A 17,384-nucleotide genomic window follows, 5' to 3' on the forward strand; every position below is an offset into this window, starting at 1 on the left:
TCTTTAAAATTTATATTAGCACTCTAAGTAGTCAATTGCTAAAACGGAGGTGAATTGCATGAACTACGAAAACTTAACTGAAAAAGCTCAAGCACCTTTAATGGAAGCTGTGAATTATGCGACACAAATGCAACACAGCGCTGTGTCGTCAGCCCACTTGATGAAGGCAATCCTGAATTCAGGTGATCTTGATTTAATATTAGAAGAAACTGGAACCAGTAAGTCTAAACTTCTTCAATCTGCCGATGAAATTTTAGATAAACTTCCAAAGGTTCAAGGTGCACAATTAACCATGGACCAAGAAATCACGAATGTTTTCGCGAAAGCACAGGCATGGTCAACCAAACAAGGCGATACATATATTTCTCTATTTGCACTTTTTTTAGGAATCTTAGAAGCTGTAAATACTTATCGAAATCAAGCGGATTACCGCGCGATTGAAACTTCAATTCTTAGTCATCGTTCCGGTAGAGTCATGGATTCACCACAAGCAGAAAATCAAATTGATGCCCTATTAAAATATGGTCGAGATCTGGTAAAAGATGTTCGTGATGGTAAAATCGATCCAATTATTGGTCGTGACGATGAGATCCGTAGAGTAATCCAAATATTATCCCGTAAAACAAAAAATAATCCAATCCTTATTGGAGAACCGGGTGTTGGTAAAACGGCGATTGCAGAGGGACTAGCATGGCGGATTATGCGTGGTGATGTCCCCTTCAGTTTAAAAAATAAACAACTCATTGAGTTGGATATGGGTTCTTTAATTGCGGGTGCAAAATACCGTGGAGAGTTTGAAGAACGTTTAAAAGCTGTTCTCGAAGAAGTAGAACAAGCAGATGGAAACATCATTCTCTTTATTGATGAAATTCATAATCTCGTAGGTGCAGGGAAAACAGAAGGTTCGATGGATGCCGCAAACTTATTAAAACCAATGTTAGCGCGTGGTGAACTCCACCTAATTGGTGCGACAACCTATAATGAATACCGACAACACATTGAAAAGGATGCTGCACTTGAGCGTCGTTTCCAACGGGTTACTGTTAATGAACCCTCTGTGGATGACACTATTTCTATATTAAGAGGTCTTAAAGATCGCTTTGAGTCTCATCATGGGGTTAAAATTTTGGATGAGTCCATTGTGGCCGCTGCGAAATTATCGGATCGATATATTACGGACCGCTTCTTGCCGGATAAAGCTATTGACTTGATTGATGAAGCGTGTGCTTCCATTCGCGTTGAGATGGAATCGATGCCAGAAGAATTGGATGAATTAACACGCAAAATACGCCAACTTGAAATTGAAGAAGCTGCCCTAAAAAAAGAAACGGATGCGAAGACGCTTGAACGTCGTGACGAGATTGTAGAAGAACTCAGCAACCTGAAAGAAAACTATCAGGATCTTTATGCTCGTTGGGAAAAAGAAAAAGCGCAAGTTGATGGCGTCAAAGATGCGAAAGAGGCATTAGAACGTGCACGCTTAGACTTTGAGAAAGCACAGAATGAAGCCCGTTATGAAGAAGCTGCGCGTCTACAATATGAAACAATTCCTGCCCTTGAACGTCAAATTCAAGAAAGTAATGAGAACGATCATGAAGGAAGTATGATACAAGAGGTTGTTGATGAAGCGTTGATCGCTGAAATTGTATCACGATGGACACAAATTGATGTTACGAAACTTGTGGCTTCTGAACGCGAAAAACTCTTGAACCTTAAACATGAATTAGGCGTTTATGTTAAGGGACAAGATCAAGCACTTCAAACTGTTACAGACGCAATCCTACGCTCTAAAGCTCAAATCCAAGATGAAAATCGACCTTTAGGTTCGTTTATGTTCTTAGGACCTACAGGGGTTGGTAAAACTGAAGTTGCTCGTGTTTTAGCCCAACAACTTTTCGATGATAAAAATCGTATTATTCGCATTGATATGAGTGAATATATGGAAAAACACAGCGTATCAAGACTCATTGGTGCCCCTCCTGGATATGTTGGCTATGAACAAGGTGGTCAATTAACTGAACAAGTTCGCCGTCATCCGTATTCAATCGTGCTTTTAGATGAAATTGAAAAAGCACACCCAGATGTGTTTAATGTGTTACTTCAAATCCTTGATGACGGACATATTACGGATAGCAAAGGGGTAAGGGTTGATTTTAAGAATACCATTATCATTATGACTTCAAATCTTGGTAGTCAGTTTGCATTTGAATCGGATCAAGCAAGTAGAGATAAACAATACATGCAGGCGGTTCAAGGACACTTCAAACCCGAGTTTATTAACCGTATTGATGAAATCATTGTCTTTAATGCCTTAAACGATGCGGTGCTTCACGATGTTGCTCGTAAGTTCATTGATGAGCTTGCAGTCCGTATTGGACGTCGTAATCTCAAGTTAAGTGTTACAGATAAGGCAATTGATCTTATTGTTGCGGAAGGTAGTGACGTAACTTATGGTGCACGTCCAATGAAACGTTTCATACAACGTGAAATTGAAACCAAGATTGCATATCTTCTCATTGAAAACGATGTGGAAGATAATAGCGTCCTTGAAATCGATGCCCAAGATCATGAATTTGAAATTCATATTCTTGAACCTCGTAAGACTTTAAATTAAAAAGAGCCAGCTATCTGGCTCTTTTTAATGTTTATGATAGAAACAAAAACTGAGATAAATGATGCACAGAAACCCAACAATCAAGCCTAAAGCTAAAGTAGAACTTATGACACAAAGCAGACAGGTAGAGGTTATAGCACCTAAGAAAAATAGGAACCACGTTAGAATCAACGTTGACACTTCATGCCAACTTGTTTCCTTACGCACAAATCGAGCGAGTGCTTCACCAATACCATAAAGCACTCCAGTCATAAATCCTTTTCCAATAGTGGCGTTATTGACTTCAACTTGTGCCTTATTTTGAATCCCCATCGCAAAACTTATGAGTGGAAAGCTCCACGATTGATATGTTGTAAATTGAAACATCAGGGCAAATACCAAACAAAGGATATCCAGTTCTAAGATTCGTTTGATGGATTGCGTGTGGTTTCCAATACAGAAAAGATTACCAATAAAAGCGCCAAAAACAAAGGTGATAAGTACGAGAACATAGCGAAGTACTTCCATCCATTCGTGATTGACTAAATGAATTCCTAAGCGTGTAGAGTTACCACTCATAAAAGAAAGAAAAACCCCACCAATAGCAAGGATTCCCAATACATCTAAGTAACCGGATATAAATGAGAAAATATATGCGAAACGACTGTTTTCATGATTAAGATCGAATGAATTCATATTGCACCTCTTTTTACTGGTTTTAGTATAGCATGCAGATCAATAAAATCGTTATTTTTTCATGAAAATGCTTGAAATAATTGACATTGAAACAAGAGCGCGTTATGGTGTTACGGTTGTGAGCGCCGTTCATAAACGCTCATTTAATTTTCATGACACATGACCATGAATACGATAAGATAGGTTTATGGAGGATGTCGTAATGATTTGTCTTGGTACACAAGCACAACTTGAAGAATTGGTATACCTTAGTATTATGTGTGAAACGGATTGTTCTTACGAACATCGACAAGCCGTAATCAAAGCACAACTAAATTCAGATCAAGATGTTTTTGTTATTAAATATGATTGTGGCTTTCCAGCGGGGTTTGCGCACTTTCAAAAAGATGCCTTTAATAAGCATCATGCACGACTTCAAATGATTTATGTCGAGGAAGCGTTTCGAGGGAATGGATACGCAACTGAAATGGTTGCGATGTGTAAGACGTTAATCGGTTGCAATGACGAGGTACGTTTATCCTCGGAGTGTGCATTTCAGGTTTCGTAAATGCACCTATGGTGCATTTTTTTTATTGCTTCAAAGGGTGCTTGTTCATGAAGGATGAATTTAGAGACGGAATTAAGGTATAATTAAAGCAAGAAATTTTGAGGAGGATGTATGTATAGAGAAGAAGCGTTAGACTACGAACCGTTAAAGCATGAGGTAGGGATTTTGGATGTAGAATCTCCATTAAAAGGAAAACGATTATTTTGGAGTGTACTTTCCATTTTTATTCTTTCCACATTTTCAGATGTATTTGTAGGTGTGTTTATAGAAATGCAAATGAGTCAGGAAATAAACATGACCGCATTTACCCCAATTGTAATGATGATTTTGACTACAGTCATTTTATTATGGATTAATTTACCATTAATTAAAGAAGCACGTACGTTTCCAAATCGATTAACAGGTTTCGAAGTATTACGTAAGGTTGGTTTCTATTTTGTAGTTATGGTCCTTGCGAATTTTATTGTAAGTCCACTAGTCGCAATGCTTATTGAATCACTTGGTGGAACAAGTCAACCCATTAATCAAGAAGCATTGATAGCGATGAAAGGGATAGGATTCCCGATGTATTTCGTCTTCGCGGTTATTGCAGGTCCAATTAAAGAAGAACTGCTATTCCGAGGATTAATTTTCCGCAAGCTTATTCATAAAAACCGCTTTGCAGCCTATGCTCTAAGTTCAATTCTGTTTGGTTTGATGCATCTCACTACAGAACTTGTGACGGGACAATGGGTGATGATGTTTAACCTCATAATTTATGCAGGAATGGGAACGTTTTTCGCATATATTTATGAAAAAACAAACAGCATCAAAGCTGCGATGTATTTACATATGATTTGGAATACATTGGGAGTCATTGCGATTTTCGCAGTCTAAATCAATGATGAAAGAGGCAATTTATATCATAAACGGCGTTACACCGAATTCGATTATAGTTCAAGAAGAAGATCGTCTGATTTGGGTTGATGAATTACCAAATCAAGGGATTACTGTGACATCTGAAACAGTACAATCTGATTTAAAATCATGGGATGTTGTTCGTCGTGCAAAAAGCATTGATTACGTCAAAGAGACACAATTGAGCACCTGGTCCGATGTTTATCAACTTTGGTACTCAACAAAATTCTTATGTCAAGAAATTGATGATGCGAAAGCGCGTGCTCTCGGTCGTGTTCTTGCGTCTCAAGAGAATAATCATTTCGAAATGGTACGGGAGCAGATCGTGGATATTCTTTATTGTGCTTCCACACCTGCACGCATTAAAGGATGGTTTCATAAAGCGATGGCTCATGAGCGTAAGCAGAATCCTAAAATCGAACTGTTTCAAACGGTAACAGAAGATGCATCCGAAGAAGGGGTGTATCAAGGGATATGTAAACTAGAGGCGTACGCTCAAGATCATCACTACTTTTTCCAGCTCGAACCATATACAAAAAGAGAAGCTATATAGCTTCTCTTTTTTTTGAAATTTGATGAATACTTCGTTTAATTTCTAATTTAATTGTCGGATGATCACATAATGTGGATTGGTCGTTTAAAATCTCAAGCGCGTGATCAAGTGGAAACACAGAAAGACATTGCATGCATTTCCATTTAATTAGAGTATTATCTGAGTAATTATTAATGAGATACTCGATGACATTTAAATGTGCTTGTGTCGCTAAGTGTGGATGTTTAGAAATAAAATAACCATAGGCATCCACAAACTCGCTTATTTGATCTTGAGACAACGAATCTAATTGATCGATCATCGTATAAAGGATGGATGCATTCATATTGCCCAGCGTCCGCGCAATAATATCACGCGGTAAAGGATAGCCGCGTTTACGTGAAACAGTTTTTGGAATGAACTGATGTTGGTTGTCTCCAATCTTTCTAAGATAGGGCATCATCGCAGCAGCGACGTCATTATTGCCACCTTCTAAAACACGACAAATTTCAAGTCGTGTATAAAGCGCTTTTTCATTCATGAGTTGCTTTAAGAGTAAATCAACAAACCAAGGTTCATAATTCCATCTTCTTGCACCGACATGGACAGCAGCGGTGCGTTCTTGTGCAGTTTTCGCATTCAGTTGCTTCACCAATGCTTCATCACTTAAATCTGCACAATGTGTCACGATATTTAAGTCGAGATAGCCTCGATGTTGGAGATCGTGTCGTATGTTTTCCATATTATCACCTAAGAGTATTATATCATTCTTAAGAAATGGTTCATGAAATTCACGCAAGATAACATAATGCTTTAATGAAATAAAAAAACGTGAAGATTCACGCTTTTTTGTTTGATTTGTTTTTTATTGATTTCTGAATTTGAATTGCATCATAGATAACGTAAACACCATAAGCAATCATAAACCAAAATACTCCTGTACTGATTATTGGTGGTAGCTTTGATAAAGATAATCCCAATATAAAAGCGATAAAACTTAAAAGCATCTTTTGATGCTTTATGATCGATTGTTTCATATTCAATTCCCCCTAATTGGATTATAACATACAAAAGACTCGAGTCCGTATGCGAACTTGAGTCTTATTTGTAACGATTGTACAGATGATAATCTATTTTTATGGAGAAAGACATGCATCGCTACATCAAAAATTATAGCAAGGTCTTACGTAACATATCTAAGAATTAGGTATTCTTAATAGATTGTTAATGAATATTAAGAAATGAAAGCACCCACTACAACAGCGGGTGCTTATTTTTGATAGATTTCTTCAAGGTTTTAACGGAGATACTTGTTTTAATTTTCATAACAAGATAATAAATTTGTATGATTCATAATAAAGAAGGGTGTATACCGGCTATAAATCTCGAAGCATCTAAGCGTTTGTGATTCAAATTCGATTAATTTGGTAAATTTTCCAGCGCGTAATTAGCTTGTTCTTCGGTGAAGTTTTCTCCATGTTCTGATACGAGTTGTTCCCAAATAGAATCACGAGACATGCTCATTCGAGATTGATAAGTTTTTGCTTTCTCCAGAGCATTTTTATTATAATCTGCTTTGATATTCTCAATGGCATATTGTGCTGCCTCTTCTGGGAAATTTTCTCCATACTCTGAGACTAATTGATCATAAACACCGCGTTCTGACATATACATTCGTTCCGCATATTGTTGTCCTTTGATCAAAGCATTTTTATACTCAATCGGTACAGATTCTTTCTCTTTAACTGGCTCAGTTTTTGTTGTTTCTTCTTTTGATTCTTCTTTTGTTTCATCCTTTATATCTTTTTGTGTTTCTTTTGTTGGTTGTGCTACGGTTTCTTTATCTTTGGTACTTTCAGGTGTAGTTGAATTCGCCATGGCAATTCCAAACAACACGATTGAAGTTATTACGATGAACAAAGGTCTTTTTTTACTTGATTTCTTAATCAATGAGATAATAAGTAGAATAATTCCCACAGTAAATCCAAGAATTCCAAGTGTACCAAATAATGCTTCCATAAATGTAATGCCTCCTTAGTTTTCAATATATTATTTTTCACTGTAATGAAAAAAGGAACTTTTTGTATTACATGCTCATAGATAACCGGTGTAATTTAAAGTAGTATTGAGTTCATGGAAAAGATAGACCATGAACCAGATGATTAAGTCAAAATAATATTTAATAAATCTCACGTGTTTTTTTTATTTATAGAAGATTGTGAGAAAAATCATCTTGAAATCCATCCCTTCTTATACTCATGATACTATAGGGTGCTTTGAGGGTCAATTGAAGTGGTTGTTACGTTTAAATGGTTTCAAATATATTTTTCTTCTTTGATTTTTAGAATAGAATCCGTAGAATAATTTTATTATTATATTATTGCTATTGAAAAAGACATAAGATTTTTATTTGGATTAATAGGCTTGTAGGCCTTTTGTAGGCTATAAAACAAGAGAAAAACCACTCGAAAGTGGTTGTATTTATATAATTGGCAGGGGTAGCAGGACTCGAACCCACATTAACGGTTTTGGAGACCGTTGCTCTACCATTGAACTATACCCCTAAAAGGCTTTGCAAGACGTTATTTAACTGACTGCCAACAAATAATACCATAGTCGTATATCAATATCAATAGGTATTTGATATAATATTTCTTGAGGTGTTAAATTATGAAAACTATAATGGATGAAAGTGCAATTAATCGTTCGCTCATTCGAATGACGCACGAAATTATTGAGAAGAATAAGGGGCTCGATAAAGTTGTATTGTTAGGAATTGAAACACGTGGTGCAACACTTGCATTTCGTATGGCAAAACTTATGTATCAATTCGAAAATATTAAAGTTCCAGTAGCATCACTTGATATCAGTTACTGGCGTGATGACGTGAAAGCATCCGATCAAGCATTCCGCTTACCAATCAGTGTTCAAGATCGTGTTGTGGTGATTGTAGATGATGTGCTCTTTAAAGGTCGTACGGTTCGTGCGGCGTTGGATGGTATTATCTATAACGGTAGACCTGAACGCGTACAGTTAGCAGTTTTGGTTGATCGTGGTCATCGTGAACTGCCAATTCGTGCAGATATTGTTGGTAAGAATATTCCAACATCACTCAATGAAACCGTAAAAGTAAAACTTCGTGAAGATGATTCAGAAGAATGTGTGGTCCTTTATTAACGAACACCCCATTTTCGGGGTGTCTTTTTTTGATATTTTCTCTAAATTAGATTATTATTAATACAGTGAATTTAAATGCCAAAGGAGGCATTCTCAATGAGAATTGGTTTATTTACAGATACTTATACACCGGATATAAATGGTGTAGTAACGTCAATAGTTACTTTAAAAAATGCGTTAGAAGCGCAAGGACATAATGTTTTTGTGATTACAAACCAACCGTCAATTTTAAGCACGACTTATGAAGATGGCGTATTACGACTTCCAGGTTTAGAATTGAAATTTTTGTATGGCTATGTTATGAGTAGTCCATTACACATTCAAGCGATGAGTGTTATTGAAGAGATGGATTTGGATGTGCTGCATGTTCATTCAGAATTTGGTGTTGGGATGTTTGCGCGACTTGTCGCGAAAAACCTACACCTACCTCTAGTTTCAACGTATCATACAACCTATGAGGACTATACTCATTATGTAAATTTATTAGGACTTAAGTCCGTTGATCAACTATCCAAAAAAGCAATTGCGAAGATGAGTCGTATGTTTACAAAACAGGCTCAAGTGATTATTTCGCCGTCGGATAAAACGAAGAAAATGTTGTTGGGTTATGATATACGTAAAGAGATTGCTGTAATCCCTACAGGATTAGATCTAACGCGGTTTGCGACCCGGAATGAAGAACGGATTCAAGAAATTCGTGTGTCATACCATTTAGGTTCGCAGCCAACATTTGTATATATTGGTCGACTTGCTAAGGAAAAGAGTATCGATGTTGTTATTGATGCTTTCGCTGCACTTTTAAAGAGGAATGTAGAAGCGAAACTCTTAATTGTTGGTGGTGGACCTTCTGATAAGGATCTTTTACATCAAGCTCAAAAAATCGGGATTCAAGATTCTGTCATTTTTGTAGGACCTGTTGATGCAAATGATGTTGTGAATTTCTATCATGTTTCAGATGCGTTTATTTCAGCCTCGTTAACAGAAACACAAGGCTTGACGTATATTGAAGCATTAGCCTGTGGCTTATGTGTGTTTGCACGTCCCGATAAACCGCTTGAGGGTATTATTGTAGATGGTGAGACGGGGTATTTATTCGAATCATCAGAAGAGTTTGCGGATAAAGCGCAACATCTTCTACAATCAGACAAAGACCTTTTAGAACAATTTAAATCCAATGCACTTCAAAAAGCATCGACCTTTGATAGTTCGAAATTTGCAGATAGTGTATTGACAGTATACCAACGTGCCATTGATACATACTTTGGACGTTATGTTGTTACGGGAATAGAACGTGTTGGAGAAGAAGTATTTATTGATTTTGAATCGAAAGATAGTGATGAACGCATGGTGATTGATCAGTATGTGTTTGATCGGAGAGGAATTGAGGTGGGTCGCGAATTGTCACGAAACGAGCTAAATGAAATTGAGGATGATCAAGCCATCTATGAAGCATACCAGTTAGCGTTATCGCGAATTGGGATTAAAGATTATACCTCATTTGAAATGTCGGAATACTTGCATAAGAAACTTGAGTTAACGCAAGAGCAAGTTGATATTGTCATTGAATTACTTAAGCGTCGTCGTTTTATTGATGATGATCGTTACTTTAGAGATAAAGTGGATTATCACCGTGAGCAAATGCGTGGGAATCAACGTATCGTTGAGGACTTGCGCAAACGTGGATTTGAAGCAGATCGTATTTTATCTGCATTAGAAGATGAAGACTATGATGACTATACTGAGCGGGGTGTTCGACGTGCTGAAACGTTTATGAAGACATTGCGTGATGGTTCAAGTCGTCAACGCGAGTCGAAATTGCGTCAGCATCTCCAACGACAAGGTTATGGTTTTGAAGTGATTAACGATATTGTGGGTCGCTTGATTAAAGATGAATTTGATGAGACCGATGAATTTGAAAGTCTTAAAAAAGTTATGGAAAAAAGCACTGCACGTTATGCTCGTAAATATGATGCGCGTGAAACACGAAATCGTGTTGTACGACATGCATTATCACGTGGTTACGATTACGATATGATTGCACGTGTTCTGGAGGAGTATGAAAATGAAGATTAAAGAATTTGAAGCCGGTCAAAAAAACACAGTACCGTTGTTGATTTCACGTTATACAAAAGGGGTAACTCAAAATGGTGCACCTTATATGTCAATTACGTTACAAGATGATACCGGTGAGATTGAAGGAAAGATATGGGATGTTAAGCCAGAACAAGAATTGTTGATTCAAGTGGGTTTAATTGGTGTGGTACATTGTGATGTTTTACAATACCGTCAAAGTTTGCAGTTGCGAATTCATAATATCGAAATTAAAGAACAATCAGAGTATGTATTAAGTGATTTCGTGAATGCGTCGAAATACGATATTGAATTTTTGAAAGAACAAATTAATGGGTTTAAAGATCAAATTGAAGATCCAATTATTAAAGAACTTGTTGAAGCATCTTTAGTGGATTGTGGTGAACAATTCTACCAATATCCTGCTGCAACACGGAATCATCATGATTTTGTTGGGGGCCTTGCAACGCATGTATTTGGGATGTGTCAACTTGCTAACAGCATTTGTGACTTGTATCCAATCTATAATCGGGATTTATTACTTGGAGGCGTTATTCTTCATGATATGGGTAAAATTGAGGAATACACGGCAGCAATGTTAAGTGAGTATAGTGCAAAAGGGAAATTGCTAGGGCATATTTCGATTGAACATTCTAATTTTGTAGAGGTAGCTACGCGTCTTGGTCATCAAGATACGGAACAAGTGTTATTATTACGTCATATGATTCTATCGCATCACGGTAAATTGGAATACGGATCACCGGTCTTACCGATGATCAAAGAAGCTGAGATGCTAACGTTTATTGATAACATTGATGCACGTACGAATATGTTTGAAAAGTTCTATGATGATCTTGAAGAGGGCGAATTTAGTACACGTATGTTTGCTCTTGATAATCGAAATTTCTATAAAGCAAAGGGTGTCAAGTAAAAACACTTGACACCACTTCCTGTTATGATATACTTAACAAGGAAATTAACAATTACGTTAAAATTATTAGGAGGCTATACACATGGCAGTTAAATTACGTTTAAGAAGAATGGGTTCAAAACAAAAACCTTCATACCGAATCGTTGCAGCAGATTCACGCGCACCTCGTGATGGACGTTTCATCGAAATCGTTGGATATTATGATCCAACAACTTCACCAGCTGAAGTTAAAGTTGATGCAGAAAAAGCACTAAAATGGTTATCAGTTGGAGCTCAACCATCAGACACAGTTCGTAGTATTCTTTCAAAAGAAGGAATCATGACTCGTTTCCACGAATCTAAATTAGCGAAATAATCATGAAACCGGTTGAAGATATTCTTTATGATTTAGTTCTTCCACTTGTGGAGGAAGAAAAGAGTTTGAGTGTCAAAAGGTTACCGAGCTTAGATGAAAATGAAATTATACTTGCGATTTATGCGGATAGCGCAGACATTGCTCGTTTAATTGGTCGACAAGGGACGATGGCACATGCGATTCGTCAAACAATGGCAATTGGTTCACGTGTCCTTGATCAACGTATTTCAATTAAATTTGAATCATATTAAGGATGTAGCAATACATCCTTTTTTTGGAGGTTATATGGAACATATTATTATTGGTATTATACAAAAACCCTTTGGTATTAAGGGTGAATTAAAAGTTGCACCTAAAACAGACTTTGTGGAAGATCGTTTTGCACCAGGTCAACGAGTTCATTTCAAATTAGGTGGTAAAACTACGGATTATGTTATCGAGTCATTCCGCCGTCATCACGGATCGATTCTGATTAAATTTGAAGGATTAAATTCGCTTAATGATGTTGAGTTTTTCCATAAAGGGGAGATATCGATTGATCGCGAATCACAACACGAACTTCCAGAAGATCAATATTATTTTATTGATTTAGAAGGTTGTACTGTGTTCTCAGAGGGTGTTGAATTGGGTGTTGTGTCTGAGATTATGGAGACACCAGCTCATCCTGTATTGCGTATTAAAGCTGAAGAACGCGATATTTTGGTGCCTTTTGTCGAACGTTTTATTCAAGATGTTGATACCAAATCAAAGCGTATTGATATTAACTGGATGGAGGGGCTCTAATGCGCGTAAGTATTTTAACCCTTTTCCCATCAATGTTTACAGGTTTTGTAGAGTCATCCATTATTAGTAAAGCAATTGAACGTGATTTGATTCAAGTTGATGTTGTAGATATGCGTGATTTTACAGAAGATAAACACAACCGTGTTGATGATTATCCTTACGGTGGTGGGGCCGGTTTGGTGTTAATGTGTCAACCGGTTATTGATGCGATTGAAGCGACTCGTACAGAAGGGTCACTTGTTATTATGCTAACCCCACAAGGGAAGACTTTGAAACAATCTTTAGCGTATGATCTAAGTAAAGAGAGTCATATAATTTTGGTTTGTGGTCATTATGAGGGCTTTGATGAACGAATTCGAAGTTATGTCGATATGGAAATGTCTATCGGTGATTATGTTCTTACGGGTGGTGAAACGGCTGCGATGGTTATTGCGGATTCTGTGATACGTCTTGTCGATGGTGTTATTACCAAAGAATCCCATGAAGATGATTCATTTAGTGATGGTTTATTAGAATATCCACATTACACACGTCCACGCTCTTATAAAGGACAAGATGTTCCTGAAGTTCTTATGAGTGGTCATCATGCGAATATTGAAACGTATCGTTTAAAAGAGTCGTTAAGAAAGACTTATCGTGTACGTCCAGATCTTTTGGAAGCGAGAAACCTTAGCCCAAAAGAAGCAAAATTACTTCAAGAAGTTGTTGAAGAGGAAAACTAAAAAAAGAACCTTTTTCGAAAGGTTCTTTTTTTAGTCTTTACGGGATCGTCGATCCAATTTTTTAAGGTAGTATTTATGGTCTCGATAATCTTTCCATTGGCGATAGATTAAATAGACAACGCCTAAAATCCCTAAGCCAACAGCAAGTATAAATCCAATGATTTTTGAAGCTTCAAAAGCTACTTTAAGATATGAAAGTTTGATAATTTCATTATTAATAACTTCTTTTTCAAGCAATTGCTTTCCTTTGTAATTGAAGCGAACTTCACCCATTTTGAAATCTTTTGGTAAGGGTGCTTCAAATTCTTTCTGACTGGAAATAAACTCAATCTTGATATCTTTAGGATCATAATCTTTCGGTAGGTAACTCATAATATCGTTTTTAAACCAAATTTCAAAATCAGTTCGTCCGTGTTTGATGGGTATGGTTTGAATTGTAGTGTTTTTATACAGTAAAGGCACATATTGGTAGTTTTCGATTACGTGTTGGTAGACAGTTCCGTGATCAATAACTTGAGTATACAGACGGTTTTCAAAGGGTGCATTGGTTGAGATGAATATATAGGACTGTGAAGCATCTTCCGCAACACTTGAAAGTGCACGCTCTGCTAGATCAGTCGTTCCGGATTTGGCACCTTTAATCATGGTATAACCCTTTTGATGTGCGACGCTAAGGGATTCGTTTGTAAGTTCGATACCATTTGGATGAGATGGTGTTGAGGACGTGAGGTAAGTCTCTGTTTTATAGATGGATTCAAATGTTGGATTTTCTAATGCGTACCTTAGAAGTAAAGCAAGATCATCAAGTGTTGTAAGGTGTTTAGGGTCATCCAGTCCACTTGTATTGACAAAGTGTGAGTTTTTCATACCAATGCGTTGGGCGAGTCGATTCATTTTAACTACAAGTTTTTCGGGATCCTGTGTAAGGTAGGATGATATTGCACGCGTTGCATCAGCACCTGAGGGTAACATGATTCCATGAAGTAAATCGTTCAGTGTTACTTGGTCACCTTCTTGAAATCCTGCTACTGAAGCGATTGGGTCTAAGCCTTCAAATACTTCGGGAGGGATTGTATAAAGTGTGTCAAGTGATGTCTCACCTAAAGCTTCAATCGCGGTAATTACGGTGAGTACCTTTGTGATGGAAGCGGGGTGGATTGATGCGTCATGATTTTTTTCGGCTAGAGTTTGACCTGTTTTAGGGTCAACGAGAATATAGTTCTGACTTTGTAAGTCTAAATCATAGATGGGAATTAGGTCATGATTTCCATCAGCTTTGATGGGTAATAACGTAGCGGTTAAGAGTAAAAATGTTAGGACAATTTTTTGTTTCATAATAATACCTCAATATAAGTTTAATTAATCATACGATAAATTAACAAGGAATGGGTAAAAAACAACTGAAATTATAAATGGCAGATGATTCATACCTTGAATTTAGAAGTTCTATGATAAAATAACACTAGAAGAGAAAAGAGGTCTATCATGAAATTATTAGTTATCGGTGATCGGGATTCTGTAAAGCAAGAACTAACCGATTTAAACCTTGATTTTGAATATTTGGATTTACGAAAAGGGTTTCCAAATGAACAATTAATGGATGTCTATGAAATTGAAAAACCTGAGTTGTGTCGTGTTGTCCGTCAAGAAATTGAAACGATCAACCCTGATAAGATTGTAGTTGTTGGTGGGTTAACCGATTATGTATGGTTGGGTACGATTGTTACACGACTATTTGGTCAGTTTAATTCTTGGAATGGTCAACGTGAGAATGCTTTTGGGAAGACTGTTCTTACGATCAATGGGAACGAAGTTCCACTTTATGCAATTTATCAAACAAGCGACTGGAGGTATGTGGATGAAGCGTAGGATTGAAGCATTAACCCTAAGTGGCATACGTCAGTTTTCGGCACGTTATCAAGGGCGTGAGGATATGGTTTTCTTAACGATTGGAGAACCCGATTTGGATACACCGGATGCTATTAAGCAAGCGGCGGTAGATTCATTGATGCGAAATGAAACGCATTATCCACCTGCCATTGGAAATTTAGATTTGCGGGATGCGATTGCGCGTCATGAATCACAATTTAACATCCGTCCTTACCAATCCGAAAATATTATTATCACAAATGGCGCAACAGAAGGTCTTACTTTAGCGATTTGGTCTGTGGTGAACGAAGGGGATGAAGTCGTGATTTTCACACCGAGTTTCCCATTGTATCAAACTCAAGTTACCCTTGCGGGAGCTAAACCTGTGTTAGTTAATACAAGTGAAACTCAATTTCAAGTAACGCCTGAGATGCTTGAGAACGTGGTGACGCCACGTACCCGTGCAATTCTTTTTGCGACTCCAAACAATCCAACCGGCGTGGTCTACGATGAAACAAGTATTCGAGCAATTCGTGATGTGTTAACAAAACGATCAGATATTTATGTTATTGTCGATGAAGTGTATCGTTCGATGCTTTATGAAGGGGATATTCCATCATTGCGTATGGATGAGCATCTTCAAGATCAAATTATTATTACTCAAAGTTTTTCAAAGTCCCATGCAATGACCGGTTGGCGTGTCGGGTATGTGATAGCGGAAGCGGAACTCATTGAGTTGATGCATCGTCTTCATCAAAATCTTGTGACCGGAATCTCAAGTTTCTCACAACCGGCATGTATTGCGGCGTTGGATGTGGACACACAGTATATGGTTGAAGCTTATGCAATTCGAAGAAGTTACGTATTAAAACGATTGGATGCAATGGGACTTCCTTATGTAAAACCAGAAGGAGCCTTTTATGTTTTTCCTTCAATTCAACACTTTGGTATGTCGTCAGAAGATTTCGCAACAAGACTTGCGGAAGAGTATGGATTGGTAACAATACCGGGCATCTATTTTGGTACAGAAGGATTTATTCGAATTTCTTACGGAAGCCCTTTAGAAGTGCTGGAAAAAGGGCTGGATCGACTGGAACGATTTATCAAAGATTTTACCATGGATAAATCGTGAAAGAACCTTGTTTAAGCAAGGACATTATGATAAAATAAACAATGGCATCAAAAGAATGCCTAATTCACACATCATGGATTCGTAGACCCCGTGCTCACGATGAGTTGTCTACTTTAGAAATGATGGAGGACTAACGGAAAGGTAGGAATTTAGTTATGTCAGTTGTGACAATGAAGAAATTATTAGAAAGCGGAGTTCATTATGGACACCAAACACGTCGTTGGAATCCAAAAATGAAACCATATATTTATGCTGCAAAGAATCGTATTTACATTATCGATTTAAATAAAACTCAAGAAAAACTTGATGAAGCATATGCAGCAATGAAAGATATCGCAGAAAAAGGCGGTAAACTTTTAATTGTAGGAACAAAGAAACAAGCTCAAACAATCGTATTAGAAGAGGCACTACGTAGTGGATCATTCTTTATCAACCAACGTTGGTTAGGTGGTACATTAACAAACTTCCGTACAATCCAAAAATCAATTCGTCGTTTAGTTGAAATTGAAGAAATGGAAAACAGCGGATCAATCAATGTTTATACTAAAAAAGAAGTATCATTATTACTTAAAGAAAAAGACCGTCTAGAAAACTTCTTAGGTGGAATTAAAGAAATGAAGAAACTTCCAGATGCATTATTTGTGGTAGACCCAATTGAAGATGCTAACGCAGTTGCTGAAGCTCGTAAATTAGGAATCCCAGTATTTGGAATCGTTGATACAAACTGTGATCCAGATGCAGTTGATTACGCAATTCCTGGTAATGATGATGCAATCCGCGCAATCCGTACAATCGTGGGATTAATGGCAGATGCAATGATCGAACCAAAAGGTGGCGTATTACAAGTTGCTTACCAAGATCAAGATGTAGAAGACATCACAATGGAAGACGTTATCGTTAATGTAGAACAACAAGCTGCTGAAAATGACCGTCGTCGTCGTCAACGTTTTGAAGAACGTCGTAAACGCGATGATCGTCGTCGTCAACAACGTTATACACGTACTGACCGTCCAACAAACAATCGTGATGAAAAAGTAGAAGCAAAAACAGAAACAAAAACAGAAAAAAGTGAGGCGTAAA

The 17,384-nt window shown here is 37.3% G+C and carries 19 protein-coding genes and 1 tRNA gene; 14 read left to right on the forward strand and 6 right to left on the reverse strand.

The features are described from left to right. Positions 1–58: 58 nt before the first annotated feature. Positions 59–2,614: an ATP-dependent Clp protease ATP-binding subunit gene (locus NMG63_RS03045; RefSeq protein ID WP_254007436.1), complete on the forward strand. Its 2,556-nt coding sequence runs from the start codon at positions 59–61 to the stop codon at positions 2,612–2,614. A 24-nt stretch (positions 2,615–2,638) separates the two neighbouring features. On the opposite strand, the gene NMG63_RS03050 is transcribed toward NMG63_RS03045, so the two are convergent. Next, positions 2,639–3,289: a YoaK family protein gene (locus NMG63_RS03050; protein WP_013852763.1), complete on the reverse strand. Its 651-nt coding sequence runs from the start codon at positions 3,287–3,289 to the stop codon at positions 2,639–2,641. Positions 3,290–3,491: 202 nt separating this feature from the next. Here NMG63_RS03050 and NMG63_RS03055 point away from each other — a divergent pair, with 202 nt between their 5' ends. From NMG63_RS03055 to NMG63_RS03065, 3 genes are all read left to right on the forward strand, one after another. Beyond that, entirely contained in the window at positions 3,492–3,836 is a 345-nt protein-coding gene (locus NMG63_RS03055; protein ID WP_034886507.1) for a GNAT family N-acetyltransferase, read from the forward strand. 111 nt (positions 3,837–3,947) lie between these two features. Next, the gene (locus NMG63_RS03060; protein WP_003773235.1) at positions 3,948–4,712 is read left to right on the forward strand and encodes a CPBP family intramembrane glutamic endopeptidase; all 765 of its coding nucleotides are present in this window, start codon (positions 3,948–3,950) and stop codon (positions 4,710–4,712) included. Positions 4,713–4,716: 4 nt separating this feature from the next. Continuing rightward, the gene (locus NMG63_RS03065) at positions 4,717–5,286 is read left to right on the forward strand and encodes a hypothetical protein (RefSeq protein ID WP_003773236.1); all 570 of its coding nucleotides are present in this window, start codon (positions 4,717–4,719) and stop codon (positions 5,284–5,286) included. Here the strand turns inward: NMG63_RS03065 and NMG63_RS03070 are convergent. The 4 genes from NMG63_RS03070 to NMG63_RS03085 all read right to left on the reverse strand — a co-directional run bounded on the left by NMG63_RS03070 (position 5,279) and on the right by NMG63_RS03085 (position 7,829). Beyond that, positions 5,279–6,007, reverse strand: coding sequence for a hypothetical protein (locus NMG63_RS03070; RefSeq protein WP_013852766.1), 729 nt, complete (start codon positions 6,005–6,007; stop codon positions 5,279–5,281). The two genes, NMG63_RS03065 and NMG63_RS03070, sit on opposite strands and share 8 nt — an antisense overlap. 97 nt (positions 6,008–6,104) lie before the next feature. After that, positions 6,105–6,302 carry a hypothetical protein gene (locus tag NMG63_RS03075; protein ID WP_003773238.1) on the reverse strand — a complete coding sequence of 66 codons (198 nt, stop codon included), beginning with the start codon at positions 6,300–6,302 and terminating at the stop codon, positions 6,105–6,107. Between the two features lie 382 nt (positions 6,303–6,684). Further along, positions 6,685–7,284 (reverse strand): Ltp family lipoprotein, encoded by a 600-nt coding sequence (locus NMG63_RS03080; protein ID WP_013852767.1) that lies wholly within the window; start codon positions 7,282–7,284, stop codon positions 6,685–6,687. A gap of 471 nt (positions 7,285–7,755) precedes the next feature. Next, a tRNA-Trp gene (locus tag NMG63_RS03085) sits at positions 7,756–7,829 on the reverse strand. 106 nt (positions 7,830–7,935) lie between these two features. On the opposite strand from NMG63_RS03085, the gene pyrR reads away from it, so the two are divergent. The 7 genes from pyrR to trmD all read left to right on the forward strand — a co-directional run bounded on the left by pyrR (position 7,936) and on the right by trmD (position 13,303). Next, positions 7,936–8,442 carry a bifunctional pyr operon transcriptional regulator/uracil phosphoribosyltransferase PyrR gene (gene pyrR / locus NMG63_RS03090; RefSeq protein ID WP_003773247.1) on the forward strand — a complete coding sequence of 169 codons (507 nt, stop codon included), beginning with the start codon at positions 7,936–7,938 and terminating at the stop codon, positions 8,440–8,442. 96 nt (positions 8,443–8,538) lie between these two features. After that, entirely contained in the window at positions 8,539–10,515 is a 1,977-nt protein-coding gene (locus NMG63_RS03095; RefSeq protein ID WP_254007437.1) for a glycosyltransferase, read from the forward strand. Beyond that, on the forward strand, positions 10,505–11,443 hold the full coding sequence (locus NMG63_RS03100) for a 3'-5' exoribonuclease YhaM family protein (RefSeq protein WP_051009462.1): 939 nt from the start codon (positions 10,505–10,507) through the stop codon (positions 11,441–11,443). Before NMG63_RS03095 ends, NMG63_RS03100 begins: the two co-directional genes overlap by 11 nt. 82 nt (positions 11,444–11,525) lie before the next feature. Further along, positions 11,526–11,798 (forward strand): 30S ribosomal protein S16, encoded by a 273-nt coding sequence (gene rpsP / locus NMG63_RS03105; protein ID WP_013852818.1) that lies wholly within the window; start codon positions 11,526–11,528, stop codon positions 11,796–11,798. A 2-nt stretch (positions 11,799–11,800) separates the two neighbouring features. Then, positions 11,801–12,049 (forward strand): KH domain-containing protein, encoded by a 249-nt coding sequence (locus NMG63_RS03110; protein ID WP_003773251.1) that lies wholly within the window; start codon positions 11,801–11,803, stop codon positions 12,047–12,049. A 34-nt stretch (positions 12,050–12,083) separates the two neighbouring features. Continuing rightward, positions 12,084–12,581 (forward strand): ribosome maturation factor RimM, encoded by a 498-nt coding sequence (gene rimM, locus NMG63_RS03115; protein ID WP_254007438.1) that lies wholly within the window; start codon positions 12,084–12,086, stop codon positions 12,579–12,581. Continuing rightward, positions 12,581–13,303, forward strand: a complete 723-nt coding sequence (trmD, locus tag NMG63_RS03120; protein WP_003773253.1) for a tRNA (guanosine(37)-N1)-methyltransferase TrmD — start codon at positions 12,581–12,583, stop codon at positions 13,301–13,303. Before rimM ends, trmD begins: the two co-directional genes overlap by 1 nt. 30 nt (positions 13,304–13,333) lie before the next feature. Here the strand turns inward: trmD and NMG63_RS03125 are convergent, their stop codons facing one another. After that, positions 13,334–14,638 (reverse strand): serine hydrolase, encoded by a 1,305-nt coding sequence (locus tag NMG63_RS03125; protein WP_254007439.1) that lies wholly within the window; start codon positions 14,636–14,638, stop codon positions 13,334–13,336. A 150-nt stretch (positions 14,639–14,788) separates the two neighbouring features. Here NMG63_RS03125 and NMG63_RS03130 point away from each other — a divergent pair, with 150 nt between their 5' ends. The 3 genes from NMG63_RS03130 to rpsB all read left to right on the forward strand — a co-directional run bounded on the left by NMG63_RS03130 (position 14,789) and on the right by rpsB (position 17,383). Beyond that, positions 14,789–15,172 (forward strand): hypothetical protein, encoded by a 384-nt coding sequence (locus tag NMG63_RS03130; RefSeq protein ID WP_254007440.1) that lies wholly within the window; start codon positions 14,789–14,791, stop codon positions 15,170–15,172. Further along, positions 15,162–16,304 carry a pyridoxal phosphate-dependent aminotransferase gene (locus NMG63_RS03135; RefSeq protein ID WP_013852821.1) on the forward strand — a complete coding sequence of 381 codons (1,143 nt, stop codon included), beginning with the start codon at positions 15,162–15,164 and terminating at the stop codon, positions 16,302–16,304. The genes NMG63_RS03130 and NMG63_RS03135 overlap by 11 nt, the downstream gene beginning before the upstream one ends. 155 nt (positions 16,305–16,459) lie before the next feature. Beyond that, positions 16,460–17,383 (forward strand): 30S ribosomal protein S2, encoded by a 924-nt coding sequence (gene rpsB, locus NMG63_RS03140; protein WP_003773257.1) that lies wholly within the window; start codon positions 16,460–16,462, stop codon positions 17,381–17,383. Position 17,384 lies beyond the last annotated feature (1 nt).

This window comes from Erysipelothrix amsterdamensis (assembly GCF_940143175.1).
Taxonomy (GTDB): Bacteria; Bacillota_I; Bacilli_A; order Erysipelotrichales; family Erysipelotrichaceae; genus Erysipelothrix; species Erysipelothrix amsterdamensis.

Coding starts and splice junctions, on each gene's coding strand:
- NMG63_RS03095 (WP_254007437.1), top strand. CDS start 8,539: ATGAGAATTGGTTTATTTACAGATACTTATACACCGGATATAAATGGT.
- NMG63_RS03055 (WP_034886507.1), top strand. CDS start 3,492: ATGATTTGTCTTGGTACACAAGCACAACTTGAAGAATTGGTATACCTT.
- rpsP (WP_013852818.1), top strand. CDS start 11,526: ATGGCAGTTAAATTACGTTTAAGAAGAATGGGTTCAAAACAAAAACCT.
- rimM (WP_254007438.1), top strand. CDS start 12,084: ATGGAACATATTATTATTGGTATTATACAAAAACCCTTTGGTATTAAG.
- NMG63_RS03075 (WP_003773238.1), bottom strand. CDS start 6,302: ATGAAACAATCGATCATAAAGCATCAAAAGATGCTTTTAAGTTTTATC.
- NMG63_RS03110 (WP_003773251.1), top strand. CDS start 11,801: ATGAAACCGGTTGAAGATATTCTTTATGATTTAGTTCTTCCACTTGTG.
- NMG63_RS03070 (WP_013852766.1), bottom strand. CDS start 6,007: ATGGAAAACATACGACACGATCTCCAACATCGAGGCTATCTCGACTTA.
- NMG63_RS03100 (WP_051009462.1), top strand. CDS start 10,505: ATGAAGATTAAAGAATTTGAAGCCGGTCAAAAAAACACAGTACCGTTG.
- NMG63_RS03135 (WP_013852821.1), top strand. CDS start 15,162: ATGAAGCGTAGGATTGAAGCATTAACCCTAAGTGGCATACGTCAGTTT.
- trmD (WP_003773253.1), top strand. CDS start 12,581: ATGCGCGTAAGTATTTTAACCCTTTTCCCATCAATGTTTACAGGTTTT.
- rpsB (WP_003773257.1), top strand. CDS start 16,460: ATGTCAGTTGTGACAATGAAGAAATTATTAGAAAGCGGAGTTCATTAT.
- NMG63_RS03045 (WP_254007436.1), top strand. CDS start 59: ATGAACTACGAAAACTTAACTGAAAAAGCTCAAGCACCTTTAATGGAA.
- NMG63_RS03130 (WP_254007440.1), top strand. CDS start 14,789: ATGAAATTATTAGTTATCGGTGATCGGGATTCTGTAAAGCAAGAACTA.
- NMG63_RS03050 (WP_013852763.1), bottom strand. CDS start 3,289: ATGAATTCATTCGATCTTAATCATGAAAACAGTCGTTTCGCATATATT.
- NMG63_RS03065 (WP_003773236.1), top strand. CDS start 4,717: ATGATGAAAGAGGCAATTTATATCATAAACGGCGTTACACCGAATTCG.
- NMG63_RS03125 (WP_254007439.1), bottom strand. CDS start 14,638: ATGAAACAAAAAATTGTCCTAACATTTTTACTCTTAACCGCTACGTTA.
- NMG63_RS03080 (WP_013852767.1), bottom strand. CDS start 7,284: ATGGAAGCATTATTTGGTACACTTGGAATTCTTGGATTTACTGTGGGA.
- pyrR (WP_003773247.1), top strand. CDS start 7,936: ATGAAAACTATAATGGATGAAAGTGCAATTAATCGTTCGCTCATTCGA.
- NMG63_RS03060 (WP_003773235.1), top strand. CDS start 3,948: ATGTATAGAGAAGAAGCGTTAGACTACGAACCGTTAAAGCATGAGGTA.